This window comes from Kordia sp. (assembly GCF_965224175.1).
Taxonomy (GTDB): domain Bacteria; phylum Bacteroidota; class Bacteroidia; order Flavobacteriales; family Flavobacteriaceae; genus Kordia.
Genome location: NZ_OZ245041.1, coordinates 1,148,437 through 1,174,000 on the forward strand (window position 1 = coordinate 1,148,437; position 25,564 = coordinate 1,174,000).

General features: G+C 32.1%; 22 protein-coding genes. 16 read left to right on the plus strand and 6 right to left on the minus strand.

Going from position 1 to position 25,564, the window contains the following annotated elements; all coding sequences use genetic code 11:
• Positions 1 to 24 precede the first annotated feature (24 nt).
• Positions 25 to 1,410, plus strand: coding sequence for a S41 family peptidase (locus ACOQOS_RS05025; RefSeq protein WP_420573875.1), 1,386 nt, complete (start codon positions 25 to 27; stop codon positions 1,408 to 1,410).
• A 7-nt stretch (positions 1,411 to 1,417) separates the two neighbouring features.
• On the opposite strand, the gene ACOQOS_RS05030 is transcribed toward ACOQOS_RS05025, so the two are convergent.
• Positions 1,418 to 2,911, minus strand: coding sequence for a PLP-dependent aminotransferase family protein (locus ACOQOS_RS05030; RefSeq protein WP_420573876.1), 1,494 nt, complete (start codon positions 2,909 to 2,911; stop codon positions 1,418 to 1,420).
• 80 nt (positions 2,912 to 2,991) lie between these two features.
• On the opposite strand from ACOQOS_RS05030, the gene ACOQOS_RS05035 reads away from it, so the two are divergent.
• From ACOQOS_RS05035 to ACOQOS_RS05050, 4 genes are read left to right on the plus strand one after another with little or no spacing between them, the layout of a single operon-like run.
• Positions 2,992 to 3,510, plus strand: a complete 519-nt coding sequence (locus ACOQOS_RS05035) for a DinB family protein (RefSeq protein ID WP_420573877.1) — start codon at positions 2,992 to 2,994, stop codon at positions 3,508 to 3,510.
• A gap of 2 nt (positions 3,511 to 3,512) precedes the next feature.
• On the plus strand, positions 3,513 to 3,803 hold the full coding sequence (locus ACOQOS_RS05040) for a DUF1272 domain-containing protein (RefSeq protein WP_420573878.1): 291 nt from the start codon (positions 3,513 to 3,515) through the stop codon (positions 3,801 to 3,803).
• 3 nt (positions 3,804 to 3,806) lie between these two features.
• Positions 3,807 to 4,322 carry a GNAT family N-acetyltransferase gene (locus ACOQOS_RS05045; RefSeq protein ID WP_420573879.1) on the plus strand — a complete coding sequence of 172 codons (516 nt, stop codon included), beginning with the start codon at positions 3,807 to 3,809 and terminating at the stop codon, positions 4,320 to 4,322.
• Positions 4,323 to 4,324: 2 nt separating this feature from the next.
• Complete coding sequence (locus ACOQOS_RS05050; protein ID WP_420573880.1) at positions 4,325 to 4,990, plus strand: pyridoxamine 5'-phosphate oxidase family protein; 666 nt, start codon at positions 4,325 to 4,327, stop codon at positions 4,988 to 4,990.
• A gap of 668 nt (positions 4,991 to 5,658) precedes the next feature.
• On the opposite strand, the gene ACOQOS_RS05055 is transcribed toward ACOQOS_RS05050, so the two are convergent.
• On the minus strand, positions 5,659 to 6,975 hold the full coding sequence (locus tag ACOQOS_RS05055) for a DUF885 domain-containing protein (RefSeq protein ID WP_420573881.1): 1,317 nt from the start codon (positions 6,973 to 6,975) through the stop codon (positions 5,659 to 5,661).
• A gap of 10 nt (positions 6,976 to 6,985) precedes the next feature.
• Complete coding sequence (gene folE, locus ACOQOS_RS05060; protein WP_420573882.1) at positions 6,986 to 7,582, minus strand: GTP cyclohydrolase I FolE; 597 nt, start codon at positions 7,580 to 7,582, stop codon at positions 6,986 to 6,988.
• Positions 7,583 to 7,801: 219 nt separating this feature from the next.
• Between folE and ACOQOS_RS05065 the strand changes: the two genes are divergently transcribed.
• From ACOQOS_RS05065 to ACOQOS_RS05090, 6 genes are all read left to right on the plus strand, one after another.
• Positions 7,802 to 10,282, plus strand: coding sequence for a DUF5916 domain-containing protein (locus ACOQOS_RS05065; RefSeq protein WP_420573883.1), 2,481 nt, complete (start codon positions 7,802 to 7,804; stop codon positions 10,280 to 10,282).
• 53 nt (positions 10,283 to 10,335) lie between these two features.
• Entirely contained in the window at positions 10,336 to 10,998 is a 663-nt protein-coding gene (locus ACOQOS_RS05070) for an ABC transporter ATP-binding protein (protein WP_420573884.1), read from the plus strand.
• 321 nt (positions 10,999 to 11,319) lie between these two features.
• On the plus strand, positions 11,320 to 11,886 hold the full coding sequence (locus ACOQOS_RS05075) for a hypothetical protein (protein WP_420573885.1): 567 nt from the start codon (positions 11,320 to 11,322) through the stop codon (positions 11,884 to 11,886).
• Between the two features lie 7 nt (positions 11,887 to 11,893).
• A complete protein-coding gene (locus ACOQOS_RS05080; protein WP_420573886.1) occupies positions 11,894 to 12,466 on the plus strand; it encodes a hypothetical protein in 573 nt (190 codons plus the stop codon).
• Positions 12,467 to 12,657: 191 nt separating this feature from the next.
• Complete coding sequence (locus tag ACOQOS_RS05085) at positions 12,658 to 14,124, plus strand: phosphatase (protein WP_420573887.1); 1,467 nt, start codon at positions 12,658 to 12,660, stop codon at positions 14,122 to 14,124.
• A gap of 3 nt (positions 14,125 to 14,127) precedes the next feature.
• Positions 14,128 to 15,969 carry a cytochrome-c peroxidase gene (locus ACOQOS_RS05090; protein WP_420573888.1) on the plus strand — a complete coding sequence of 614 codons (1,842 nt, stop codon included), beginning with the start codon at positions 14,128 to 14,130 and terminating at the stop codon, positions 15,967 to 15,969.
• On the opposite strand, the gene ACOQOS_RS05095 is transcribed toward ACOQOS_RS05090, so the two are convergent.
• Positions 15,964 to 16,974: a carboxypeptidase-like regulatory domain-containing protein gene (locus ACOQOS_RS05095; RefSeq protein ID WP_420573889.1), complete on the minus strand. Its 1,011-nt coding sequence runs from the start codon at positions 16,972 to 16,974 to the stop codon at positions 15,964 to 15,966. The two genes, ACOQOS_RS05090 and ACOQOS_RS05095, sit on opposite strands and share 6 nt — an antisense overlap.
• 60 nt (positions 16,975 to 17,034) lie before the next feature.
• Here ACOQOS_RS05095 and ACOQOS_RS05100 point away from each other — a divergent pair, with 60 nt between their 5' ends.
• From ACOQOS_RS05100 to ACOQOS_RS05115, 4 genes are all read left to right on the plus strand, one after another.
• On the plus strand, positions 17,035 to 17,796 hold the full coding sequence (locus ACOQOS_RS05100) for a TIGR02757 family protein (RefSeq protein ID WP_420573890.1): 762 nt from the start codon (positions 17,035 to 17,037) through the stop codon (positions 17,794 to 17,796).
• 297 nt (positions 17,797 to 18,093) lie between these two features.
• Positions 18,094 to 18,831 carry a hypothetical protein gene (locus ACOQOS_RS05105; RefSeq protein ID WP_420573891.1) on the plus strand — a complete coding sequence of 246 codons (738 nt, stop codon included), beginning with the start codon at positions 18,094 to 18,096 and terminating at the stop codon, positions 18,829 to 18,831.
• Between the two features lie 73 nt (positions 18,832 to 18,904).
• Positions 18,905 to 19,954 carry a sensor histidine kinase gene (locus ACOQOS_RS05110; protein WP_420573892.1) on the plus strand — a complete coding sequence of 350 codons (1,050 nt, stop codon included), beginning with the start codon at positions 18,905 to 18,907 and terminating at the stop codon, positions 19,952 to 19,954.
• Positions 19,947 to 20,717 carry a LytR/AlgR family response regulator transcription factor gene (locus tag ACOQOS_RS05115; protein ID WP_420573893.1) on the plus strand — a complete coding sequence of 257 codons (771 nt, stop codon included), beginning with the start codon at positions 19,947 to 19,949 and terminating at the stop codon, positions 20,715 to 20,717. Before ACOQOS_RS05110 ends, ACOQOS_RS05115 begins: the two co-directional genes overlap by 8 nt.
• 108 nt (positions 20,718 to 20,825) lie before the next feature.
• Here ACOQOS_RS05115 and ACOQOS_RS05120 read toward each other — a convergent pair whose 3' ends face one another.
• Both ACOQOS_RS05120 and ACOQOS_RS05125 read right to left on the minus strand, forming a co-directional pair.
• Positions 20,826 to 21,251 (minus strand): hypothetical protein, encoded by a 426-nt coding sequence (locus ACOQOS_RS05120; protein WP_420573894.1) that lies wholly within the window; start codon positions 21,249 to 21,251, stop codon positions 20,826 to 20,828.
• Between the two features lie 107 nt (positions 21,252 to 21,358).
• On the minus strand, positions 21,359 to 22,915 hold the full coding sequence (locus tag ACOQOS_RS05125; RefSeq protein ID WP_420573895.1) for an NAD(P)/FAD-dependent oxidoreductase: 1,557 nt from the start codon (positions 22,913 to 22,915) through the stop codon (positions 21,359 to 21,361).
• Between the two features lie 237 nt (positions 22,916 to 23,152).
• Between ACOQOS_RS05125 and ACOQOS_RS05130 the strand changes: the two genes are divergently transcribed.
• A complete protein-coding gene (locus ACOQOS_RS05130; protein WP_420573896.1) occupies positions 23,153 to 25,489 on the plus strand; it encodes a restriction endonuclease in 2,337 nt (778 codons plus the stop codon).
• Positions 25,490 to 25,564: the final 75 nt, after the last annotated feature.

The following is a 25,564-nucleotide window of genomic DNA, read 5'->3' on the forward strand; positions in this document are numbered from 1 at the left end:
GTCTTGAAGAAAACGAACGTACCAATGAAAAATTTCTTTCTTCCCATTATTTTCACATGTATAACAATTCATAGTTTTAGTCAATCTAAAACACAGTTTTCTAAACAACAAGTTATAGATGACTTACAATATTTATCAACATCTATACAAGAGTCTCATTACAATCTTTATCTATATACTAGCGAAGAAAAGTTTGCAAAAAATTACAATACTGTAAAAAATTCCATTCAAAAAGATTCTCTCAATTTATTAGAAACTACCAATACTTTGCAACGTGTAATTTCTGCCGTAAATAATGGACATACAGAAATTGAGTTTCCTGTGCAATCATACAGAGAATATGCCATGAATGGCGGAACTCTATTTCCGTTGGAAATTGCATTTGAAGACAATCACTATTTAATTCGAAAAAATTGGTCAAAAAATGGTCAAATACGCGTTGGTTCAAAGATTTTGAGCATCAATGGACGTTCAATGAATGAAATACTTGAAAAAATATATACACAAATATCCGCAGAACGTTTGTATTTTAAACATGCAAAAATTGAATTGTATTCCTTTCCAAGATGTTACTGGCGAGTATTTGGACAACAAGATGAGTTTGAAGTTGAAATTGCAATGAACCATCATACTCAAAAATATACACTAAAAGCGATAGATTTAATCAATGATTTTGAAACTAAGCGTTATGAAATATTAAACGCAAAAATGAAGCTTGATTTTTATAGAAATACAGCGTATTTAAATCCTGGCAACTTTGCTGGTGACGAATCTAAATTTCAACAGTTTATTGATGCTTCTTTTCAAAAAATAAAAGAAGTGAAAGCTAAAAATCTAATTATTGATTTACGAAATAATGGTGGCGGAAATGATTCATTTAGCGATTATTTGGTTTCTTACATTGCCAACAAACCTTTTAAATGGAATGCTAAATTTGAAGTAAAATCTAGTCAATTATTAAAAGATCACATCCGAAAAAATGGTAATACAAAAAGTGATTTTTCAAAAGCAATCTTATCACATGAAAACGGTGAAGTGTTTGCATATTCTTTCAAAGAACACCAACCGCAAAATGAACAAAAACGATTTACAGGAGCCGTTTTTGTATTAGTCAATCGACAATCACATTCGCAGGCAACTGTAACTGCTGCACAAATACAAGATTATAACTTCGGAATCATCATCGGTGAAGAAACTGCTGAATATAGCTCTTTGTGCGCATCGCAGTTTAAATACACATTACCAAATACAGGAATTGAGGTAAAAGTTTCCAAAGGATTCATGACACGCATCAATGGTACTATCAAACTCAAAGGTGTTCAACCAGAAGTCGTTATCAAAGATCATTTACTAGATGAAAATGACGAAATACTTACGGAAACACTTGCTATTATTAGGCAACTGAATTAAAGAAGTTTTATTCTTTTACAGTAATGTGTTTACATGCTTCTACTGTTATTTTGAGTCTATGAATTAACTCGTTCATCTCAGTTTCATTATAGGAAGCAAAACCAATTCGTATACAATTGTGTTGACTATTTGCTAAATCATATCGTTCCCATGCGCCTATTTCTAATTTATATTTCCTTGCAATTTCAGCAATTACAGACCAAGAATATTTTGATGATAACTTTAGCCAAACTGCCATGCCGCCTTTCGGAATTTTAAATTCAAAAACATCGCCCAATTCATCTTTTAAAAGCTTACAAAACAAGTCGCGACGCTGTTTGTAAATCTTCATTACTTTGCGAATATGCCTGTCTAAATCGCCTGATTTTATAAAACTGGCAAAAGTCATTTCTAATAATGCATCTCCTTGCCTATCTATAAACCCTCGCAATTTAGAAGTTTCATCCACAAATTCTTTAGACGCGATTAAATATCCTATTCTAAAAACTGGCGCAACGGTTTTACAAACCGAACCAATATAAATTACATTTCCGTTGGTATCGTGACTTGCTAGTGGCAAAATTGGCGCATGATTGTAATTGAAATCATAATCGTAATCATCTTCAATAATCGCAAAATTATACTGTCGCGCTAAATTCAATAGATGAATTCTTCTCTTCGCAGAAAGCGTTACAGTTGTCGGATGATGATGATGTGATGTTACGTATACTGCTTTTATTTGTTGTTGTTTGCATAATTTCTCTATTTCATCTGTTACAATTCCATCTTTATCAACAGAAACACGTTGTAAACTAGCTTGTCGGTGTAAAAAAGTAGTATCGGCAGATCCATAATTTGTTGCGCCTACCACAATAACGTCTTCTTTTTGAAGCAATAATTGCGATGACAACCAAATTCCCATTTGACTACCACGTGTAATCAATACATTCTCTTTAGTGATGTGTAAACCTCTTGTTGAGTTTAAATACGTTGCTAAAACTTCTCGCAAAGTAGTATTTCCATACGTAGAGCCGTAAGACAAATGTTTTAAAGTATTCCTTTTAGCTGAAATTCTTCTGTAAGTTCGCGCAATATCGTCTATTGGCGTTAATCGTCCATCGGAAATTCCATCATTTAAATACATAAAATCTTCCTGTTTATCTCCTGGTTTTTCAGGTAAAATAGCATTCTTATAAAAAGGAAAACCTGTCGTTTTTTTTACATCATATGCAGTAATTTCATCAAGTTTTTGTTGTGCTAACGCTGGAAGATTATGATGTACAAAAGTTCCTTTCTTCGGAATACTTTCTACCCAACCTTGCAGCAATAATTCTTCGTAGCAAGCAACAATAGTTTTTCTATGTACTTGTAATTGTTCCGCAAGTGTTCTGCTACCGGGAAGTTTTGTGCTTGGCGGTAGCTGTTGGTTTTTGATAAATTGTATAATTTGATTTGACAATTGCAAATACAATGGTTGATTGCACTTTCTATCAAACTCAATGCTGGTTTTATATGGAAACATCTGGACTACTAATTATATATATTCTGGACGACTAAAACAGTCCATAAATATAGTATTTTTGAAATATAAAAGATGAAAAAATGATAAAGTCAGAGTTAAATTCTTCAGAATTCGATCCTTATTACGCAAGATATATCAACAAATTAACCAACGAAACAACACTTATAGAAGGTTTTGAAACAGGAAAAAAAAACGTGATTGATTTCTTCAAAACTATTTCTAAAGAAAAATTAGCACACCGTTATTTACCTGAAAAATGGAGTGTCAAAGAAGTATTTCAACATTTAATAGATACGGAACGAATCTTCATGTACCGTTGTTTTCGAATTGCTAGAAGAGATACTGCTCCTTTAACTGGTTATGACCAAAACATATACGTTGAACCATCGAGGGCAGATGAAAAATCCATTGAAGATTTATTGAATGAATTTATCATAAATCGAAACAATTCTATTTCGTTGTTAAATAGTTTAACTGATGAAGATTTATCATTTATAGGAAATTCCAATGGAGGCGTTTTATCTGCAAGAGCTGCTGCTTTTACCATTATAGGTCACGATATTTGGCACATGGAAGTAATTAAGGACAAATATTTATAAGTATGTTAGACATAAGACCTAATTGTGAACATTGTAATAAAGCGTTGCCTAATACTTCAACAGAAGCAATGATTTGTTCTTTTGAATGTACATATTGCAAACATTGTGCGCTTGTAGTCTTTGAAAACGTATGTCCAAGTTGCTCAGGAAACTTTGTTCAACGTCCAATTAGACCAAGCAAAATGATTGAAAAATATCCAGCTTCTTCCAAACAAGTTTTTAAACCGAAAGATTTAGAAAAGACGAAGCTAAATTCAAATGCATTTAAAAATATTCTACCAGAAAAAAGATAGAAAATGATTAAAATAAGAATTGTAACAGAAGTAGATACAGCAGTTTTAGCACTTTTAGCACGACTAACATGGGCTGAATCTCATGGTCAATATATAGATGATAAAAACGATTTATTAAAATACCTAGACAAGAACTTTTCAATCTCTAAAACAAAACAAGACATAAATAATCCTAAGCAACTCTTCTATATTATTTATGTAGACGATTTTCCTGCTGGTTATGCAAAATTAATCCTAAATGCTACAACTGAAAGTGTCACCTCAGAAAACAATTGTCGATTAGAACGAATTTTCATTCTAAATGATTTTATACCCTTAAAAATTGGGCAACAACTTTTGACTTTTGTTGAAACGAAAGCGAGAGAATTACAACTAGACACAATGTGGCTGACTGTTTATATCAAAAATAACAGAGCAATTAGATTCTATGAAAAAAATGAATTTAAAAATGTTGGTGAACTAAATTTTATAGTCAGCGGAACTTCTTATGAAAACATAGTGTTCTCAAAAAAATTATAAGTATGCAAGAATATTCAAAATCAAAATTAAACAGAGTCAAGCGTGGACATATTAGAGCTACGTACGATGTTTCAGCCATCAATACCGTTTTAGATGCAGGTTTTATTGGCTATGTGAGTTATATATATGAAGATAATGCCATTACATTACCTATGGCATATGGAAGAAAAGATAATAAGATTTATTTACACGGTTCGCAAGCCAACAGAATGTTACTCGCGTTGCTAGAAGCTAAAAAAATGAGCATGACTGTCATGCATTTAGATGCATTGGTTATGGCGCGTTCTGGTTTGCATCATTCTGTGAATTATCGTTCTGCTACCTTGTTTGGTTCTGTAAAAAAAATAGAAGATCCAAAAGAAAAAGAAATTGCATTGTTTGATTTTATGGAACACATGATGAAAGGTCGTTGGGACGGAATTCGAGAAATGACAAAAGAAGAATTAGAGCGAACATTGGTTGTAGAAATGACGATTGAAACGGCTTCTGCTAAAATTAGAGATGTTGGTGTAAATGACGAACCTGAAGACTATGATTTAGATGTTTGGGCAGGTTTAGTGCCAATAAAACAAGTTGCAGAATTTCCGATTGCTGATAAAGGTTTACCACAACAAATGGAGATTCCGAAGCATATTTTAGATTATTATGAAGCGAATAAATATCACTGAGTTCGAAGTAAAGTGATCTTAGTTCTAACAGCGAAAACAGTCTAAAAATCTAAAAGCAAAGCGAGTCTAATATTCTAAAAACAAGATATATTTAACAATCTAAACTTCAGAGAACTTCTCGATACAATTTTTCTTCATTACATTCTGAAAAATCACTCGAACTGACAGTATGTAAAGTCAAAGATCTAGTATATATAAAAAACAGATTGCCACGTCATACTTCCTCGCAAAGACGTATCAAACATTTCTAAAAAATAGTAGTATTTACACTGAGTTTATCGAAGTAAAGTGATCTTAGTTCTAACAGCGAAAACCATCTAACAATCTAAAAGCAAAGCGAATCTAATGTTCTAAAAACAAGATATATTTAACAATCTAAACTTCAGAGAACTTCTCGATATAATTTTTCTTCATTACATTCTGAAAAATCACTCGAACTGACGGTAAGTAAAGTCAAAGGTATAGTATATATCAGAAACAGATTACCACGTCATACTTCCTCGCAAAGACGTATCAAACATTTCTAAATCATAGTAGTATTTATAACGAGTTTACAGAAGTAAAGTGATCTTAGTTCTAACAGCGAAAGCCGTCTAACAATCTAAAAGCAAAGCAAATCTAATGTTCTAAAAGCAAAGCGAGTCTAATATTCTAAAATCTAACAAAAATCAATTTCCAAAAATCTCTTTATCCATCACAGAAAACGGCAAAGCGCCATTCATTAATACTTTTGTATGAAAAGCTAACCAAGGAAACGGTTTTTCTTGTGATAAAATAGCATCTATATTAGCTTTCCATTGTAAAATTTTATGCGCACCATATTTATAGGTAATTACTTGTGCTGGCCAACGTGTCATACGCGCAATTTCTCGTCTTGCAATAGCATCTTGTCCTTGAATGTGTTTTTGCCAGAATTCTAATGCTTTTTCATCGCTCCAATCGTAATAATTTAAACCAACATCCATAGCAACACGAACAGAACGAATAATATCCCATTCCCACTTTCCTAGCTCATCATATTTGGTTTTATAAGCATTAAAATCGTTTCCTAATTCTTCTACATACGCTGCCCAACCTTCTCTGTAGCCATTGTATGAAAATAGATTTCGAATTGCAGATTTTTCTAGAGTCTCCTCGTATTTTATTTGATAATGATGTCCTGGAATGGCTTCATGTAGATAAATCCAAGCAATTTGACGCTTGTTAAACGGTTTGTCAAAATAATTGTAATAAAATGTACTTCTTATCTCCGCATAATACGCTGGGACTTGCGCATATGTTTTGTTTTTTCCTTGTTCAATATATACGTCGGGTAATTCACTTACCTTGGGAAATGCACCAATTAACTTAGGAAGAAGCTCTTTTTTATAATTTTCAAAACTTTGCTGAATGGTTTCAACATCTGTATAAAAGAAATCTTCACTTTTTATATATGTTTGATATTCCAAACTGTCCAAACCTGAAGCTTTTTCTATAGCCTGCATCGCTTTTTTAGCACGATCGATTTCTTTCAAACCAAATTGAAATATTTCATCTGGAGTTACAGAAGCATCAACCCACTTTTTTAAGAAATATGCATACCATTCTTTTCCCATAGGAACTTGCTGTAAACCTTCTGTGGAAATTCTTTTAGGTTTTATAGCAAGCCACTTTTTTTCAAGTTGAATTCTTTCGAGATGTAAATTAATTTCATACGAAACCAATGCATAATCAAGTTGTTGCGCTTTTGTTAATTTCGCACGATCAAACGATTGCAATGCTTGTTGATAAGCTAAAAACATTTTCTCTTGCTTTGCAACATTTCGTTTGCTTTGAATCAACTCTAAATTATCTACATAATAAATTTGTAAATCAGCAATATGCAAACGCTTAAAGTCCTTTACAAAAGCAGTTTCAAAAGTATTCCAATCAGAAAACGTCTTTTGTGCAAACACAGATGTATTCCAAAGAAAAAGGATCAGAAATATGTAACAGCGAACTTTCAAAAAAAATAATTTAAGACAAGCTAGAACTAATAAGTTTCAGAAATTCAGTTCGTGTTTCTATATTTTCAAAAGCACCTCTAAATCCTGAAGTTGTGGTCACAGAGTTTTGTTTTTGTACACCGCGCATCATCATACACATATGAGACGCTTCAATCACTACGGCAACACCTTTTGGTTTTAATGTATTGTTTATACATTCTAAAATGTCATGCGTTAAACGTTCTTGTACTTGCAATCTTCTGGCAAAAACATCCACAATACGTGGCAATTTACTCAATCCAACAATATGTCCGTTAGGAATGTATGCAATATGAGCTTTTCCAAAAAATGGTAGAATATGGTGTTCGCACAACGAATACAATTCTATATCCTTTACAATAACCATATCGTCATAATCTTCTGCAAACATGGCTCCTTTTAAAATTTCAGCAGCATCCATGTCATATCCTTGTGTCAAAAATTGCATCGCTTTTGCAGCACGTTCTGGTGTTTTTAATAATCCTTCACGTGTAGTATCTTCACCAAGTTCCTCTATAATAGTTTTATATCTATTCTTTACTTCTGTAGTTACTTCTATATTATATTCTTCTAACTTTTTATAAGGCATAATTCTCTTATTTCATTTTCAAAGTTGTTAAAGATACTCAAAAAAAGTTCATGTAAACCCTGTTAAAATACCGTATTTGTTAAAAATTTTAAGTAAGATTTAACTTTTTTTTAGGATAAAAAAGTACCGTGTCAGAGTAGTTTTGCGACTGTCTTACTGTAACAATCATAGATTTCCAAGCTCTTTAAGACGTCAATCAATCAAAAAAATTAAATAATAATGAGCCGTTTTTTAGTATTCGTACTACTTCTTTCTTTTACAGTAAGCAGTTTTGCTCAAGATAGCATCTCCAAAAAAACATATAATATAAAGCGTACCACTACTCCACCAAAGATTGATGGAGTTTTAGATGACGAAGTATGGAAAAATGCAGACATTGCAACAGATTTTATACAGTTTCGTCCTGCAATCGGGAATACATTACCTGAGGACCAAAAAACAACTGTAAAAATGACATATGATGACGATGCAATTTATGTGTCTGCTTATTTACGTGATAAGCCCGAAAATATTATGCGTCAATTTACGAGTCGTGATAATTTTGGAATTAATGATTTCTTTATCATTGCAATCAATCCAAATAATGACGGACAAAACGATACATATTTTGTTGTATTTCCTAATGGAAACCAAGCAGATGCTATTGCAAATCCATCTGTTGGAGAAGATTACAGTTGGAATGCCGTTTGGGAAAATGCTGTAACTATGGTAGATGATGGATGGATTGCTGAAGTCAAAATTCCGTATCGCGCACTTCGTTTTACCAATCAAAAAGAACCAACTTGGGGAATTCAGTTTCACAGACAATTTAGAAAAACAAGAAAACAATATACTTGGAATGCATTTGATCCTACAAAAGGATATATTGGATTGTATGCTGGTGAGTTAAAAGGTTTACGAGACATTCAACCACCAACACGTTTAATTTTTTACCCATTTACTTCTGCTGTTGTTAGAACTCGCGACGGAGAAACCACAGACGAATATAATTTTGGAATGGACGTAAAGTATGGTATTACTGAGAACTTTACGCTAGATGCTACGTTGGTTCCTGATTTCAGTCAAGCTGGATTTGACAATCTACAGCTTAATCTAGGACCTTTTGAACAAACGTTCTCTGAACAACGACAATTTTTTACCGAAGGTGTTGACTTGTTTAATAAAGGAGATTTATTCTTTTCACGACGTATAGGAAATTCGCCATCTGGAAGTGTTGATACGGCTTCCAATGAAGAAGTTGTAGATTTTCCTGATGAAGTAAAACTGATCAATGCTGTAAAAGTTTCTGGAAGAACCAAAAACGGACTTGGAATTGGTTTCTTTAATGCAATTACTGAAAAAACCAAAGCAACAATTCGAAATAATGATACTGGTGAATTCCGTGAAGAAGTTGTAGAACCATTGACGAATTATAATATCATGGTGGTAGATCAGCAGTTTAATAAAAACTCATCGATCAGTCTTATCAATACCAATGTGACAAGAAATGGAAGCGGTTTTAGAGATGCTAACGTTACCGCGCTTGTAGCAAATTTGGTTAATAAGAAAAATACGGTAAGTATTGATACTCAATTAAAAACGAGCAATAGAAACTTAACAACAGGAACCGAAACAGGTTTGAGTTCTTTCTTTGCAATTCGTAAGATCAGCGGAAAATTTCGATATAGTTTTGATCACAGTTTCGCAAATACTAAATACGATATTAACGATTTAGGACTCAACTTCCGTAACAATTTCAATAACTTCGGAATTGATGCTTCATATCAAATTTTTGAACCTACAGAAAAGTTAAACAACTTTAGAGTGAATGGTTGGGTAAATTACCGCCGTTTGTATGATCCTAATGTGTATACAGGTGCTAATTTTGGTATTAATGTTTTTGGAGTCCTTAAAAAGAGTTTAATGGCTTTTGGTGGTAATGTAAATTTTGCGCCAGGAAAACAATTTGATTATTTTGAACCACGTGATTTTGATAATAGACGTTTCTTTATCAATGAAAATAGGTTGAATTTAAATAGTTTCATCTCTTCAGATTATAATAAAACCTTTGCGGTTGATGCTAATATCAACTTTTCTACTTTCTTGGAAAAAGATCAAGGATATACGCGATATAGATTTCGTTTTTCACCAAGAGTTCGCATCAATGATAAATTTATTGTGAGTTATGATTCTTCTTTAAATGTTGAAAATAATCGTAGAGGTTATGCCAATAATTCAAATGATCTTGATGGTGAAATTATATTTGGACAGCGCGATCAAATTATACTTGTAAATAGTATTTCTGCGAATTATAATTTCAATTCTTTGAACTCTTTAAACTTAACGTTTAGAAACTATTGGACAACTGTAGATTATGATGACACACCATATTTCTTAAGAGAAAATGGACGTTTAACACAGTCGCAAAGTACGTTTGAAGATTTAGGTTTGGGAAATTCTAATGTAAACTTTAGCACTTGGAATTTAGACTTGAATTATACATGGCAATTTGCGCCAGGTAGTTTTTTAACAGCTTTGTATAGAAATCAAATTTTCAATCAAACAGAAGCTTCTACAGACACTTATTTTGATAGTTTAAACAGATTATTTGACGAGCCAATTGATCATACAGTTTCACTTCGTTTGGTATACTTTATCGATTACAATAATGTGAAAAATATTTTCAAAAGAAAAAAAAGAGCTGCTAATATCAGTTCATAATTGTTCATCACAGCTTTATGTAGTAACTTGGTGCTTTTATATTGATATTTTGCATGATTACAGCTAAGAATATATACAAACATTACGGAGAGTTAGACGTTTTAAAAGGTATCGATTTAGATATCAAAAAAGGAGAGATTGTTTCTATTATTGGTGCTTCTGGAGCTGGAAAGACAACTTTGCTTCAAATATTAGGCACTTTAGATAAAATGACGCCAAATAGTAGTAGCTCGCTTATTATCAATAATGTACATATTGAACGCCTTCAACACAAAGAACTCGCAAAGTTTCGAAACAATCACATCGGATTCATCTTTCAGTTTCATCAATTACTTCCTGAGTTTACAGCAGTTGAAAATGTTTGTATTCCTGCGTTTATTGACAATGTTCCTAAAGAGGAAGCAGAAAAAAGAGCAAAGGAATTACTTGATTTCTTAGGTTTATCACATCGTTACGATCACAAACCTGATGAACTTTCTGGTGGAGAACAACAACGTATTGCTGTTGCAAGAGCATTGATGAACAAACCTGCAATTATTTTTGCCGACGAACCTAGCGGAAACTTAGATTCTGAATCAGCTGAAAACCTACACAATCTATTCTTCAAACTTCGCGATGAATTTGGACAAACATTTGTTATCGTTACACACAACAAAGAACTTGCAGATATGGCAGATCGTAAAATTGAAATGCGCGATGGCTATATTGTTTCTTAGCATTTAGCATTTAGCATTTAGCATTTAGCATTTAGCATTTAGCATTTAGCATTTAGCATTTAGCATTTAGCATTTAGCATTTAGCATTTAGCATTTAGCATTTAGCATTTAGCATTTAGCATTTAGCATTTAGCATTTAGCATTTAGCATTTAGCATTTAGCATTTAGCAAAAAAAAAACTTAAAATAACTTTTCGAAACAAAATCAATTAAAATAGTATCGAAAAGTACACTAATTATTGAAAACTAAAAATATTAAGAATAATTCTAAATAACACGCAACCTTTTGTAAGTTTCTGTATCTATTGAAAAAAATCAATACATGAAAAACAAAACTTTCAAAATTTATGCGCTTATCTTAGTTGCTCAAATTTTCTTATATGCTTGTTGTGGTAATAATTTCAATATTTTTGTAAGATCATTTGAATTTTCTGCGCAAGACGAAGCTGATGAAGATGCTACCATTGTATCCAATTCCAATTTCTTTTTACAATTCACACCAACCTATCAAATAGATACGGCTTCACTCCTATCTAAAAATTCTGGTTTATTAAACACAGCTTACGCAGCAATTGATTGTTTTGATGAATATACTGTTATCAAACGCATCGAAAATATAGACATAACTTCCAATGTTCCACTTTTCGATATTCCTGCTGGTGACCTTCTCAACAATCATATTGTGGTAACATACAGATTCAATACTGAAGATCTATTTACTACCAATGATATGATATTAAGATTAAATGGCGGACCTGCTGATTCTGAATATTCATTAAAATTCGACACCGAAATTCCTGCAGAAACTGCCGCAACGTTTACCTTAACAATTACGTTTGAAAATGAAGAACAACTTGTCATGACAACCGACACAATAACTTTTGAATAGTATAAGCATGAAAAATAAGATCTTTAAAATTTTTGGAATCATATTATTTGCTCAAGTATTTTTATATGCATGCTGCGGCGGCAAGGAAGAGTATAATATATTTATCTCTTCTATAACACTTTCTACTTTAGATGCCACTGGTAGTAATCCAAGCACAGTAACCAACGAAGATTTCAGATTATTTATCGATACCAACTTTGATAGCGAACTCGTCACATCACTTGTTCAAAAATCTGGGTTCATAAATACCGCCAATGCAGTTACTTGTTTGGATTATTATAATGTGATCAATCCTGTTACAAATATCAATGTAGAAGCCAATGTACCTTTGTTTGATGTTCCTGCTGGAGAATCACTAAACAATTATATTTTCGTAGCTTATATGTTTGACACCAATAGTTTTGGTCTTATGAGTGATTTGATATCTGAACTTAACGATGAAAGAAATGATACAACAAGCGCATTTCTAAAATTTAATACTGTAATTCCTATAGATACAAGTGTAATTTTCAAAATAACACTTACCCTAGAAAATGGAGAGCAGTTTGAAAGTTCAGCAACGGAAGTAACTTTTGAATAATCCTATTTTTAATTACTATAAAATATACAATTCTATCTTACATTGTCTATCATTATTTTCGATTTCACAGAAATTTAAACTCGAAACATTAACTTAATATATTCGTAAACGTAAAAAAATATTCAGCTAAATATTCACTAACACTACATCGATAGTTTTGGGCAACTAAAAATTCGCAAACTAATAAATCGATGAAAACTATTTCTAAAATTTTAGCACTAACAGGATTAATTTCTTTTATGTCGTGCGACAGTGATGACAACAATACAGTTAGTATTCCTGGGGAAAACAACAGTGTTATTGAATTAAAAAATCACTCCATAACTCCAGCTTTTGTTACCAAACAATCTGAGTTCAACAATATTGAAGTGTATAGCCTCTTAAGTTCTGAAGATGCATTACCAGAGTCTCCAAACTTTGTTTACGGAAGTATGGCAGATGGTTGCGGATTGTTGAGAAACGACGATGGTACTTTTACATTAATCAACAATATTGAAGCTGATTATTCAATTGCACGTATCACACTTGATGCTACTTTTAAACCTATTAAAGGAGAATATATCGTTAACTCAGAAGCGACAGGAAATACAGCACAATGTTCTGGAAGTTTAGCTACGCCAGAAGAACACGGTTTTGGACCTGTATACCTAAGTGGTGGAGAATGGGGCGCAATGCCAACAAACAATGTTTTTATGGTCGATCCTTATAAATCTGCTGATGATGCTGGTGTTGGAGAAGTATTACCTGCAATGGGACAATGGACTATTGAAAACGCAGTACCACTACACAAAGACGCTTTTACTGGAAAAACAATCGTAATGATTGGTGATGATAGTCGTGGAGATGCTGGCGGACAGTTAGCTATGTACGTTTCCAATACTGTTGGTGACTTACACGGTGGTAACTTATACGGAATGAAAGTTGGTGATGGAACAATTACCGATAATGAATTAATTACCGGAAACGAATATGATGTTGAGTTCGTTCAACTGGAACAAACAACGTATAACGAATTAAATAACGAAAGTATCGCAAAAGGTGTTATGGCATTTAATCGTGTAGAAGATATCGATTACAGAAAAGGTTCTGCCGAAGCAAACAGAGAAATCTATTTTAACGCTACAGGACATAGCTCTAACTCAGATACTCGTACAAAGTACGGACGTGTATACAAACTCGTTTTAGACGAAAACAATCCATTAATCGGAAAATTAACATTGGAATTAAACGGAGATGATTTAGCTGGAAAAGCAAAAACATTCCACAGTCCAGATAATATCTTAGTGACTGAAAACTACGCATACATTCAAGAAGATCCAAACGGATATGTAGACGATATGGTAAAACAACACGATGCATATTTATACCAGTATGACTTAAACACAGGAGCTTTAAAAGTGGTATTAGAATCTGCACACAGAACTGTTGAAGCAGTAGATAACGGATATGCAAGTTTTGACGATCGTTGGGGAAAATGGGAACTTACTGGAATGATTGATATTTCTGATATTATTGGTGAGCCAGATACTTTCTTATTAATTCAACAAGCGCATTCTTGGAAAAGCGACGCCTTCTTAAATCCTGATGGTGCAGGAACTGACGCTAATAGTAGAGATGAAGGAAGTATTCTATTAGTAGTAAAAGGATTAGCTCGATAAACCATGCAAAGAAAAATTAATCTACCCAAAGAGGCTTCTATTGTAAGCCTCTTTGTCATATGCATAAGTTTGCTGTTTTCATGTAAAAATACAGTAGAGACAACAGCTATACCAACAAATGAAAATGACGCAATTAGTGTCGCTATTAAAGCGCAATTTGCAAAAGATCTAAACAATTGTATTAGTCATGTGAACGCTTTGCGCGAAGCAACAACGAAAGATAGTATTTTGTATTATTTTAAAGCTTCCCGTATTGATTTTAAACGCATGGAACCAATTTTATCCTTCTATAATAGTGCGAATTACTACGGATTAAACAAAGCTAATTTGCCCAAAGTAGACGAAGGTGATAATGCTGAAAAAGTAATTGAAGCTTCTGGTTTTCAAGCACTGGAAGAAGCAATTGCTGAAACAAATATTGATATTGCTGCCGTACACGGTTATGCAAATGATATTTACAGTAAATTAAAATTAGAACAAAAACACAATTCGATTTTAAAACATACCAATTATAAATTTTTATGGCTAACACGTCAAGCTTTGGTTAGAGTGATGTCGTTAGGAATTTCTGGATTTGATTCGCCAGTACTCTTACAGTCCATTCCTGAAAATAAAGAAGTATTTACAAGTTTAGAGACTTACTTTACATTGCATGAAACTGTATTTAAAGACCAACAACTTTACAAAAATTGGATCACTGCATTGCAAGAAGCACAGCAAGCCTTTGATCATGCAGAAAGTTTTGATTCGTTTGATCGTTACGGATTCATCAAAAATCAGTTGCAACCTATGCTTTCTTTGTGGAATCAAACCATAACTGACTGGCAAGTGGAATTTCCTTTGCAGCAAAAGCTAAATTATGGTGTAGATTCGTTCTATGATGCGGCAACATTCAATCCAAATGCATTTAAACCAAGTTACAGTCCAAAAGTATCTCCAGAAATTGCACAATTGGGAAAAGATTTATTTTTTGATGCGTCACTTTCAGATTCTGAAACGATGAACTGTGCGAGTTGTCATCAGCCTGAAAAAGCATTTACAGATGGTTTACGTTTCTCTAAAGATATTAATGGAAATTTTGTACAACGCAACTCTCCTACACTATTATATGCGAGTTTACAACAATCACAATTTTACGATGCACGCGTAGAAAATTTAGAGAATCAAATTTTAGATGTGATTAATAATGAAAAGGAGTTTCATGCCAATACCGATATGATCATTGCCAAATTAGAAAAATCTTCTACGTACAAAAAACGTTTTGAAAGTCTATATAAACAAGGAATTAATCATAAATCTGTTCGGAATGCCATTGCTACTTACCTACGAACTTTAACACCATTTAATTCAAAATTTGATCGAAATATTTCTGGAAAAGAAAACACTTTTACTGCAGAAGAAACCTTAGGTTTTAATCTTTTTATGGGAAAAGGAAAATGTGCTACGTGTCATTTTGCGCCAATTTTCAACGGAACTGTTCCTCCATATTTTGTAGAAAGTGAACTAGAAGTTTTAGGTGTTCCAAAGACAAAAACGTGGAAAAACGCTACTGTTGATGATGATTTAGGTCGTTATTATGTCGCGAAAGCTGAACTAAAAAAATATGCTTTTAAAACGCCAACAGTACGAAATGCTTCTAAAACTGCTCCATACATGCACAATGGCGTCTATGATACTTTAGAAGAAGTGATGCAATTTTATAATGTTGGCGGCGGCGTTGGAATTGGAATTGAATTGGAAAATCAAACACTTCCACCAGATCCTTTAAACCTTACAGATAATGAAATTAAAGCCATTATAGCGTTTATTCATTCCTTAGAAGATGATAAGACAGAAAGTCTATAAATCATAATCTAATGGCAAAGTATTCGCAATGCGCTTGTCTCCCAAAACACCTCCGAAGGAAACTTTTCTCGGAGGTGAATAGTTTCCGTATTTATTGATAACAAACTCTTTGTTTTTATCTAAAATAGTCATGAATGATTTGTGAATACGATCGTATACAACCACCAAACGGTCTGCTGTCAACTTTACTTTAGTGTCCTCGCCTATTTTTGTAATTTGAAAATATTTATATGGCGGAACTATAAATCCTTTGTGAAAAATTTGAAACCCATTTTCTCGCAATTGTTTTTTAGACAATGAACGCATGAAATATAATACTGACTGACCATATTCACGTTCTCTAGCTTTTCTATGTTTTCTGCGAACACGCTTATTCCGTTCTGTATAAAAACTTGAACCTTCTACATATACACTTCGCGTGAGTACAATTCCTGTCGTTGTTAAGCGTAAATCGGCTTCAAATTCTTCCATAGTATATGTAATGGTATAGCCTAAATATTTATTTTTAATAATGATTGGCTTCTCAGCATATGCATTCAGTTTTTGTGTGATAGGATTATAAGTAACTGTAATATCTTTTTGGTTCATAATTCTACATTCTGAAAAATCAACTGACTTTCCTATGAATTCTCGCTTAAAAATATCCATCTTCTTTTTTCGCGACCACGGATCATTCTCTAAATATACTGTTTCTAAAGATTGTGGTTTTTCTTTTAAATAAATAGACATGCCATTAGTAAGCTTTCTCACATCAAATAATTGTGTTTCATAACCTAAATAACTTACAACTAAAGCTGATTTTGTAGAAGCTTTATAACGAATACTGAACTTTCCTTCTCCATTCGTAGAAGTACCATTCGTAGTTCCATCAAAATAAACAGAAACACCAAATAATGGCTCTTTTGTCTTTTCGTCGAGAATAAATCCTTCAAGTTCTTGTGCAGAAGTAATCGTTGTAAAAAGAAGTAATATCCAAATAAAGTGGTTTGCGTAATTTGTAAACATAGTTTTTGATTGATGGTTACTAAAAATAATAATTATTTTTGCCAAAGACGATAACATCTTATGAATTTAACCGAATTAAAATCTTTTCTCGACGAAAAAGTTATTGAGTACAATCAACCGAAATTCGTAGAAAGCGATCCAATTCAAATTCCACATCAATTTCGCCAAAAAGAAGACATCGAAATCGCAGCATTCTTAACGGCAACCATTGCGTGGGGAAATCGAAAAATGATCAACAATAATGCCAAAAAAATGATGAATTTATTAGGTAATTCACCTTATGATTTTGTCATGAATCATTCCGAAGAAGACCTAGAAACACTTGAATCATTTGTACACAGAACCTTTAATGGAACTGATTTTACCTTCTTTATAAAGTCTTTACGAAACATATATCAGCATCACAACGGATTGGAAGCTGTTTTTGCAAACACTAAGGAAAAATGTATGCAAGATGCTATTTCAAAATTTAAGGAAGTATTTTTTAGCATTCCGCATCCTGAAAGAACCAAAAAACATGTATCTGATCCAAATAAAGGAAGTGCTGCCAAACGAATCAATATGTTTCTACGCTGGATGGTTCGTAACGATAATACTGGTGTCGATTTTGGAATTTGGAAAACACTTTCACCTTCACAATTATCTTGTCCATTAGATGTACATTCTGGAAATGTTGCTCGTAAACTTGGATTACTCAAACGAAAACAAAACGATGCAAAAGCGTTGCTTGAATTAGATACTGCATTGCGAAAGCTAGATCCAAATGATCCTGTGAAGTATGACTTTGCGTTGTTTGGTTTAGGTGTTTTTGAGAAGTTTTAATCGTAATTTGAGATCATAAAGAATCGAAGTCAACTACTTCGGAGCAAGCCCATGAAATATTGAACGGAAACAATTAAAAATATTTCGACGCACAAGTGTCGGAGCATTTAAATCTCGATGATCGAGTAAAGAACTTTGCATGTTTTCTATGTCATATTAAATTGACTTAGTTTTCCTTTTATTTAATTTTTCCTTAGTTCTATTAAATTTTTCCTGTATTCATCAAAAACTGCTTTTCTGAGCAATAGGCGTCATATAGTTTTGTGTCATAATTATAAATCATTAAAACTATAAATCATGAAAAATACAAAAAGAGAACTTGTTTTTTTAAGAACATTTGCTGTTGCAACAGTTATAGGAATACTAACATTTGCTTCTTTAGCTTTTAAACAATCTAATACTCAAAAATTTGGAACTATCGATGTAGAACGTATCAATATTGTAGAAAATGATGGAACTGTTAAAATGGTGATCACTAATGCAAATCATTTCCCTAGTGCTGGAGATAGTATTAATAATAGAGCGTATCATGAACGAAAGAAACGTGCTGGAATGTTATTCTTTACAGAAGATGGAAAAGAATGTGGTGGTTTTATTTATGATGGTACCAAAACAGAAAACGGTCATAGCGCAGGACTTTCTTTAACTTATGATCAATATGATGGAGATCAAGTCATGCAATTAATGACTACTGACAATAGAGTTGGTGATAAACGCTTCAAGTCTGGGACACTGGTTTTTAACGATCGTGGAGATTATGAAACTCATGAAAGTATTGCTGAAGCAGTAAAGGAACTTAAAGCGATAAAAGATCCAAAAGAACGCAGAAAAAAATATAAAGAATACAAAGAAAAAGGAGAATACAGTTCAGTAAGAAGAGTAGCTTTGGGACAAACCCCAGGAAAACAAAATGGATTATTTTTATATGATGATGAAGGAAGACCTAGAGCTAGATTTGTTGTAGATGAAAATAATGAAGTGAAACTTGAAGCCTATGATGAAAAAGGAAAAGTAATCAGTTCATGGCCTAAATAAATCATTTTAACACACAATGTATTTGCAATTAAGGAACAATTTCCTTAATTGCAGATCTCTATATGTATCATACATGAAAATATTAAAATTTTATAACGAGCATAAAAAGTTTCTACTTTTTCTGTTTATTTTTAGTTGGCTATTCACAATACATCATAATATATCGACGGCTAACTCTTGGGAAGATTTTGTGTTTCATATGGATGCTCCTTTTTGGACGTTCATACACGCTTTCCTTCTTTTTATACTTATAGATTTTATTCAAAAAAGAGCTTCTAAAAAATATGAAAACACGACTTCTTCTGCATGGAAATATTTGAAGTTTTTTGGAATCAGTTTTATCTTTTACATGCTTGCTAAAAATATCTTTGGAATTCTTATTTCTGTTGCTTTTGATACCTTAGCAAGAAACTATAATTCTTCTTTTCAAATAACCTATAAACTCTTCTATCAAACTATTGATTTCATAATTTTTGGAGGTATTTCTTTAGCCTATTTATATTCAAAAGAAAATAGAAATTATAGGAAACGATTAAGCGAATATGTAATCAGCAATTCTAAAAGTAAAATACAACAGCTTAAAGCACAATTAAATCCACACTTTCTTTTTAATAATTTAAACATATTAGATCAACTCATAGATGAAGATACAGACAAAGCTTCCGATTTTTTAAGTCACTTTTCAGAACTATATCGCTACGCTTTGAAAACCGCTGAAAAAGAACTCATTTCTTTACGAGAAGAACTCACATTTACGCAGAACTATTTTGAATTAATGGAGACAAAATATCAAGGATATTATAAATTAATTGTAGCTGATAACATAAATGCTTCTAGTATAATTGTACCTCCATTTTGTCTTCAAGTATTGGTAGAAAATGCTATTGTACATAATTTAGGTACAGTTCAAAATCCCGTAATGATTCATATTTCACTCGAGAATGGTATTAAAGTAAGTAACAATAAAGTAAAACAAAGTAGAAAGAAAAAAAGCAATGGTGTTGCTTTAAAAAACCTAAATAAGCAATTTCAATTATTAACAAACAATAGTATTATTATTCAGGAATCTGAGTATGATTTTACGATTACCTTGCCACTTATTAAAACAAACAACAATGATTAAAGTTGTCATTATAGAAGATGAAGCTCCGGCTCGAAAGAAACTTAAAAATTATCTAGAAAGAATTGCTGAGCCTATTGAAATTATAAAAGAAATTGAAACCGTAGACGAGACGCAATCATTTTTTGAAACTTCTCCCAATGTGGATTTAATTTTCTCAGATATTGAATTAAGGGATGGTAATGTTTTTGATGTATATCGTCAGATTAACATTGAGTTCCCTATTATTTTTGCTACCGCTTATGATCAGTTTTGGATGAATGCTTTTGAAACTAGTGGCATTGAATATTTGTTGAAACCTTATTCCTATAGTCGTTTTGAAAAAGCTTGGAATAAATATATTTCGTTAAAGACTAAAATGGAAGTGAATCATAACGATATCTTTAAAAAACTAGATGTTTATTATCAAAACAAATTAGAGATAAAACCTGAATATAAAGAGTATATTCCTATAAAATCCAATAGTGATATTTACTTTTTAAAAGTGGAAGATATTACGTTTATACAATCGGATTATGGAGTTGTTTTTGCGTATGATTCAGCCAATAAAAAACATTTGTTAAACCAAACCACACTCAAAGAAATAGAAGAAATACTCAATCCTACAAAGTTCTTCAAAATTAACAGAAGTGAGTTAGTCAACAGAGATTATATTGAAAAGATAAATCGTTACACTAAAAATAGTGTCGCCATTTTTATAAAGTCACACATTTTGAAAACAAGTCAAAATAATACCGCTTCATTTAACGCGTGGATGGGATTATAACAACAATCTATTTCGCTAAAGATAAAGTTCTTACATAATCAACATTATTTAAAAACAAAAAACCTCATCAATTGATGAGGCTTCTGTTATATTATTGAGAGTTTCTATCTATTTCACACGATCAAAAACAATCGCATCTTTTGTAAAATCTTTTGGTCTTCCTGTACCGCCGCCAAAAGTCATTGCCATTTGCATTTCGTTTCTTGAATTCATTTTTATAATTCCTTTTAAACGACCTAATTCTTTCTTGGACTTACTTTCAACGATAATGAAATCAATACTTGTTGGAGTTGTTCCAGTATTTACAGTATACTTCATCGCAGCTTTCCTTCCTTGGTGATCGTATGATTTTCCACCTAATGTCTGACCATTAAATTCAAAAGTAGCATAACCATCGCTAGATAAGGTTAAAAAACCAATATCACCTTTGTCTTGCCCTTTCCATTTTCCAATATGATCACCTTCTGGAGCAGTAAAAGAAAATAAAAGCATTAAAGTTACAAGAGCAAAAGACAGTTTTTTCAAAATTTTCATAATCGGGATATTTATTGTTTTTAGTATCAGCAAGATAAATCAATATTTTTGATTTGACTAATTATTTTTCAGCCTTGCATTTTTTATCAATTTCAAATATGAACAAATTACAATCCAATAATTGCAGCTTCTGCACAACGTTCGCCATCCATAGCAGCAGAGACAATTCCTCCAGCATAACCGCCGCCTTCTCCACAAGGAAATAAGCCAGCTACTTCTGGATGTTCTAAATTTTCTTTTCTCGGAATGTTTACTGGCGAAGAAGTTCGTGATTCCACACCAACAATATTGGCTTGTGCTGTATAGTAACCATTCATTTTTTGCCCAAAAGCAGCAAATCCTTTTCGCAAACGACCACCAATGCTTTTTGGCAAGAGCGAATGTAACGGTGACGATTTTAAACCAGGTTGATATGAAGTAGCATTCAAATCAGTTGAAAGTTTTCCTTCTACAAAGTCTGTTAAACGCTGCGCTGGTGCTACCTGACTTCTTCCGCCTGCCGTGAATGCCAAACGTTCTAAATCTTTTTGAAACTCTAAACCTTTAAGAACACCATGTTTTTCATATTTGTATAAATCTTTCTCTGCATTGATTTCCACCACAATTCCAGAATTGGCAAATTTATTATTACGTCGTGAAGGCGACATTCCGTTTACGACAACTTCTCCATTGGCGGTTGCCGCTGGAACGATAAATCCGCCTGGACACATACAAAACGAATATACTCCTCGATCTTTCACCTGATGAACCAAACTATACGCTGCAGCTGGTAAAAGCTCGTTTCGTTCGCCTGTACAATGGTATTGAATATTATCAATTATTTGTTGTGGATGTTCTACACGGACGCCCATTGCAAATGATTTTGCTTTTAAAGCGATTTCTTTTTTATGAAGTAATTCATAAATATCTCTTGCAGAATGTCCTGTTGCCAAAATCACACGATTTGCAATCATTTCACGTCCATCTTGCAATTGAATGGCTTGTATTTTGTTTTGTTTGATGACAAAATCGGTAACACGTGTATCAAAATGTACTTCTCCTCCGTATTTTAAGATGGTTTCGCGTATATTTTTAACAACGTTCGGAAGCTTATTTGTTCCAATGTGTGGATGCGCATCTACCAAAATTTGATCGGTTGCTCCGTGATACACTAAGTTTTCGAAAATTCTACGTACATCGCCACGTTTCAAGCTTCGTGTGTAGAGTTTTCCATCAGAATAGGTTCCTGCGCCACCTTCTCCAAAGCAATAATTTGAATCCTCATTTACAAAATGTTCTTGATTGATTGCGCGTAAATCACGACGTCGTTCTTTCACATTTTTTCCACGTTCTAATACTATTGGTTTAAAACCTAATTCAATACAACGCAATGCCGCATACATTCCTGCTGGACCAAAACCAACGATGTGAATTTCTTTGGCATTAGAAACATCTTTATAATCAAATTCATATGCGCTTGTCTCTGGAAGTGCTTCATTGATATATACAGCAACTTTATAGTTAAAAATGATCAACGATTTACGAGCATCGATTGATTTTCGTAATATTTTGATTCCGTTTACCTCATCTTTACTTACACGTAACTTTTTGATTGCTTTTTGCAATACAATATCGCCTTGCATTTCTTCTTCAATGGTAACTCGCAGTTGAATTTCTTTGATCATGCTGCGAAGGTATTATTTTTTTCGAGAATGGTGATGTTTTGTTTTTTAGTTAAATAACTCAAGTTTCGCTATTGATTACGGGAAACCACATTGTGTATTTGTGGTATTTGTTTTACTTTTATAAAAAATAAGAGGAAGTTTATATAAAATGAGTTCCTGTTATTTACCAAATTTAGTATAAGAATAGGAATTCTGTATATACGTACGTTGGCAGTAATACGAAAAACAAACCCTGAATTGAATAACTACGACTTTTCTACTTTAAATGATAAAGAATTTGAAGAAATTTCTAAAGACTTATTGAACGCAAAATTCAATTTAAAATTACAAAGTTTTAGAATTGGAAAAGATAAAGGGGTTGATTTAAGATTTTCTACAGAAAAAAATAACAATTCACTTGTTGTTCAAGCCAAACATTATTCAAAATCAACTTATTCTAACTTAAAATCCGTAATAAAAAACAAAGAGTTAGAAAAAGTAGAAAATCTAAAACCCGACAGGTACATTTTAGTTACTTCAATAGATTTATCTGCGATTCAAAAAGACGAACTAAAATCATTATTAAATCCATACGTCAAAACATCAAATGATATAATTGGACAGCAAGACCTAAACGACTATTTATTTGAATTTCCTTTAATTGAAAAGAAATATTACAAACTTTGGCTTTCTAGTACTACGATAATAACTGAAATTTTAAATAATGCTATTGAATCAAGAACTAGATACTTCTTGAAAAGATTAAAAGACAAGGTAAAATATTATGTCGTTACAAATAAATTAGATTTAGCCTACAAAATTCTTAAAAAGGAAAAAATTCTTCTTATAACAGGACAACCAGGAATTGGAAAAACTTCCTTGGCAGAAATGATATTATTTGATAGAGCAAAAAATAATTTTAAAATACACAAAGTCGAAAATATTTCGGAAGCTGAAGATGTGATTTCAGACGATGATAACCTTAAACAGATTTTTTATTTTGATGATTTTTTAGGAGCGAATTACGCTGAGATTATTAATTCTCATAAAACAGAAACTCAACTAACCAGCTTTGTAGATAGAATAAGAAATTCACCAAATAAATATCTTATCCTTACCACTCGCACTGTAGTTTTGAGCTTAGCAAGTGATAGATATGAAAAAATTAATCATTCTAGCTTAAATGAAAGACAGTTTGAGTTAAAGTTATCAGATTATAATAAGTATGAGAAGGCATTAATTCTTTACAATCATTTTTTTCATAAACAAGTAGACGAGAAGTTTTATAATGTCATTTTAGAGGAAAAATTTTATTGGGATATAATTAAACACCATAATTATACACCTCGAATAATTGAGTTTATAACAGATGAATATAAAATTCAAGACTTTACTATATCAGAATACAAACAATTTATAGTAAATAATTTATCTAATCCAAAAGAGATTTGGCGATTTTCATACAATAACCAAATCAGTTACTTGGAAAGATGTTTATTAATGACTTTATTTTCTTTTGGGAATTATGTTACTGAAAGGAGACTTACCAAAGCATTTGAACAAAGACTTAAATACGAGATAGCAGAACACAATCAAATTATTGACGGGAATCAATTTAATAAATCTGTAAGGCTATTATTAAATGGTTTTATTTCATCTACTCTTTATACTTCCACTGATAGAAATAGACGTTCATATAATTTCATAAATCCATCTCTAGCAGACTTCTTAATTGGTCAAATATCGGAATCCTTTTCAGATAGAAAAGCGATTATTAAAAACGTTATATACTTAGACCAACTAAATAGATTTAATCCGAAAAAATCTATTATTCCTCTCGACAAAGAACTTCAAGGTGTTATTAGAGACTTAATAAACAATGACCATTTTATTATCGAAAAACAAGAAGCAATTGCAAATAAAAAGAAGAACAACTTCAACTCAAAAATATTATCAATTCTTTCAACCTATTGTACCTCAGTTAATATTGACAGTGTATTTTTAAAACATTTTAAACTTTTAGATTATTTGGGGAACTGGGATTATTTAGTCTTTTCGGAAGTTTTAGATTCGTTACAAAAAATAAAAGATTGTCCACAATCAGAAACTTATATCAAAGAGAATTTTAATAAAATTATAGATAAACTAATGCTAAGGGCTGATTCAGATTTCGAATCCGAACAAATCATTGACTTATTTGACAAGTACGAGAAAGATTATGCTGAATTTTCAAAATCTGAAGATGGTCAAGACACAATTGTACAAATGATTGAAAATATTGTAGAAACAATGAGAGATGAACTTTCAGACCAAATAAAAGATGAAGTTACTGATTTGAATAAAGTGGAAGAAATTTATGAAGAAATATTTGGAACTAGAGAACAATTAATTGATGAATTATTACCTGATTCAAAAAAACCATTGGTTCTAGAAGTTGAATTAGATAAGCAGTATTGGGAAGATATAATTGAGGAAAATCAAATAAAAGAAAGTATGAGAGATTTTGAAGCTTGGGAAGAAAGTGAATATCGTAAGGAAAACCCTGTTGAACCAAATTCTAATGAAAATGAACGAATTGAAAAACTATTTGAATAAAAGTACTACTGCCAACAATGTGTATAAGTAATAGCGGTTTAAGTGATAAAACGAAAGGATAAACATCAAACAAAG

Coding starts and splice junctions, on each gene's coding strand:
- ACOQOS_RS05120 (WP_420573894.1), bottom strand. CDS start 21,251: ATGAAAATTTTGAAAAAACTGTCTTTTGCTCTTGTAACTTTAATGCTT.
- ACOQOS_RS05045 (WP_420573879.1), top strand. CDS start 3,807: ATGATTAAAATAAGAATTGTAACAGAAGTAGATACAGCAGTTTTAGCA.
- ACOQOS_RS05115 (WP_420573893.1), top strand. CDS start 19,947: ATGATTAAAGTTGTCATTATAGAAGATGAAGCTCCGGCTCGAAAGAAA.
- ACOQOS_RS05050 (WP_420573880.1), top strand. CDS start 4,325: ATGCAAGAATATTCAAAATCAAAATTAAACAGAGTCAAGCGTGGACAT.
- ACOQOS_RS05025 (WP_420573875.1), top strand. CDS start 25: ATGAAAAATTTCTTTCTTCCCATTATTTTCACATGTATAACAATTCAT.
- ACOQOS_RS05035 (WP_420573877.1), top strand. CDS start 2,992: ATGATAAAGTCAGAGTTAAATTCTTCAGAATTCGATCCTTATTACGCA.
- ACOQOS_RS05105 (WP_420573891.1), top strand. CDS start 18,094: ATGAAAAATACAAAAAGAGAACTTGTTTTTTTAAGAACATTTGCTGTT.
- ACOQOS_RS05065 (WP_420573883.1), top strand. CDS start 7,802: ATGAGCCGTTTTTTAGTATTCGTACTACTTCTTTCTTTTACAGTAAGC.
- ACOQOS_RS05100 (WP_420573890.1), top strand. CDS start 17,035: ATGAATTTAACCGAATTAAAATCTTTTCTCGACGAAAAAGTTATTGAG.
- ACOQOS_RS05030 (WP_420573876.1), bottom strand. CDS start 2,911: ATGTTTCCATATAAAACCAGCATTGAGTTTGATAGAAAGTGCAATCAA.
- ACOQOS_RS05125 (WP_420573895.1), bottom strand. CDS start 22,915: ATGATCAAAGAAATTCAACTGCGAGTTACCATTGAAGAAGAAATGCAA.
- ACOQOS_RS05110 (WP_420573892.1), top strand. CDS start 18,905: ATGAAAATATTAAAATTTTATAACGAGCATAAAAAGTTTCTACTTTTT.
- ACOQOS_RS05040 (WP_420573878.1), top strand. CDS start 3,513: ATGTTAGACATAAGACCTAATTGTGAACATTGTAATAAAGCGTTGCCT.
- ACOQOS_RS05075 (WP_420573885.1), top strand. CDS start 11,320: ATGAAAAACAAAACTTTCAAAATTTATGCGCTTATCTTAGTTGCTCAA.
- ACOQOS_RS05070 (WP_420573884.1), top strand. CDS start 10,336: ATGATTACAGCTAAGAATATATACAAACATTACGGAGAGTTAGACGTT.
- ACOQOS_RS05085 (WP_420573887.1), top strand. CDS start 12,658: ATGAAAACTATTTCTAAAATTTTAGCACTAACAGGATTAATTTCTTTT.
- ACOQOS_RS05080 (WP_420573886.1), top strand. CDS start 11,894: ATGAAAAATAAGATCTTTAAAATTTTTGGAATCATATTATTTGCTCAA.
- ACOQOS_RS05090 (WP_420573888.1), top strand. CDS start 14,128: ATGCAAAGAAAAATTAATCTACCCAAAGAGGCTTCTATTGTAAGCCTC.
- folE (WP_420573882.1), bottom strand. CDS start 7,582: ATGCCTTATAAAAAGTTAGAAGAATATAATATAGAAGTAACTACAGAA.
- ACOQOS_RS05095 (WP_420573889.1), bottom strand. CDS start 16,974: ATGTTTACAAATTACGCAAACCACTTTATTTGGATATTACTTCTTTTT.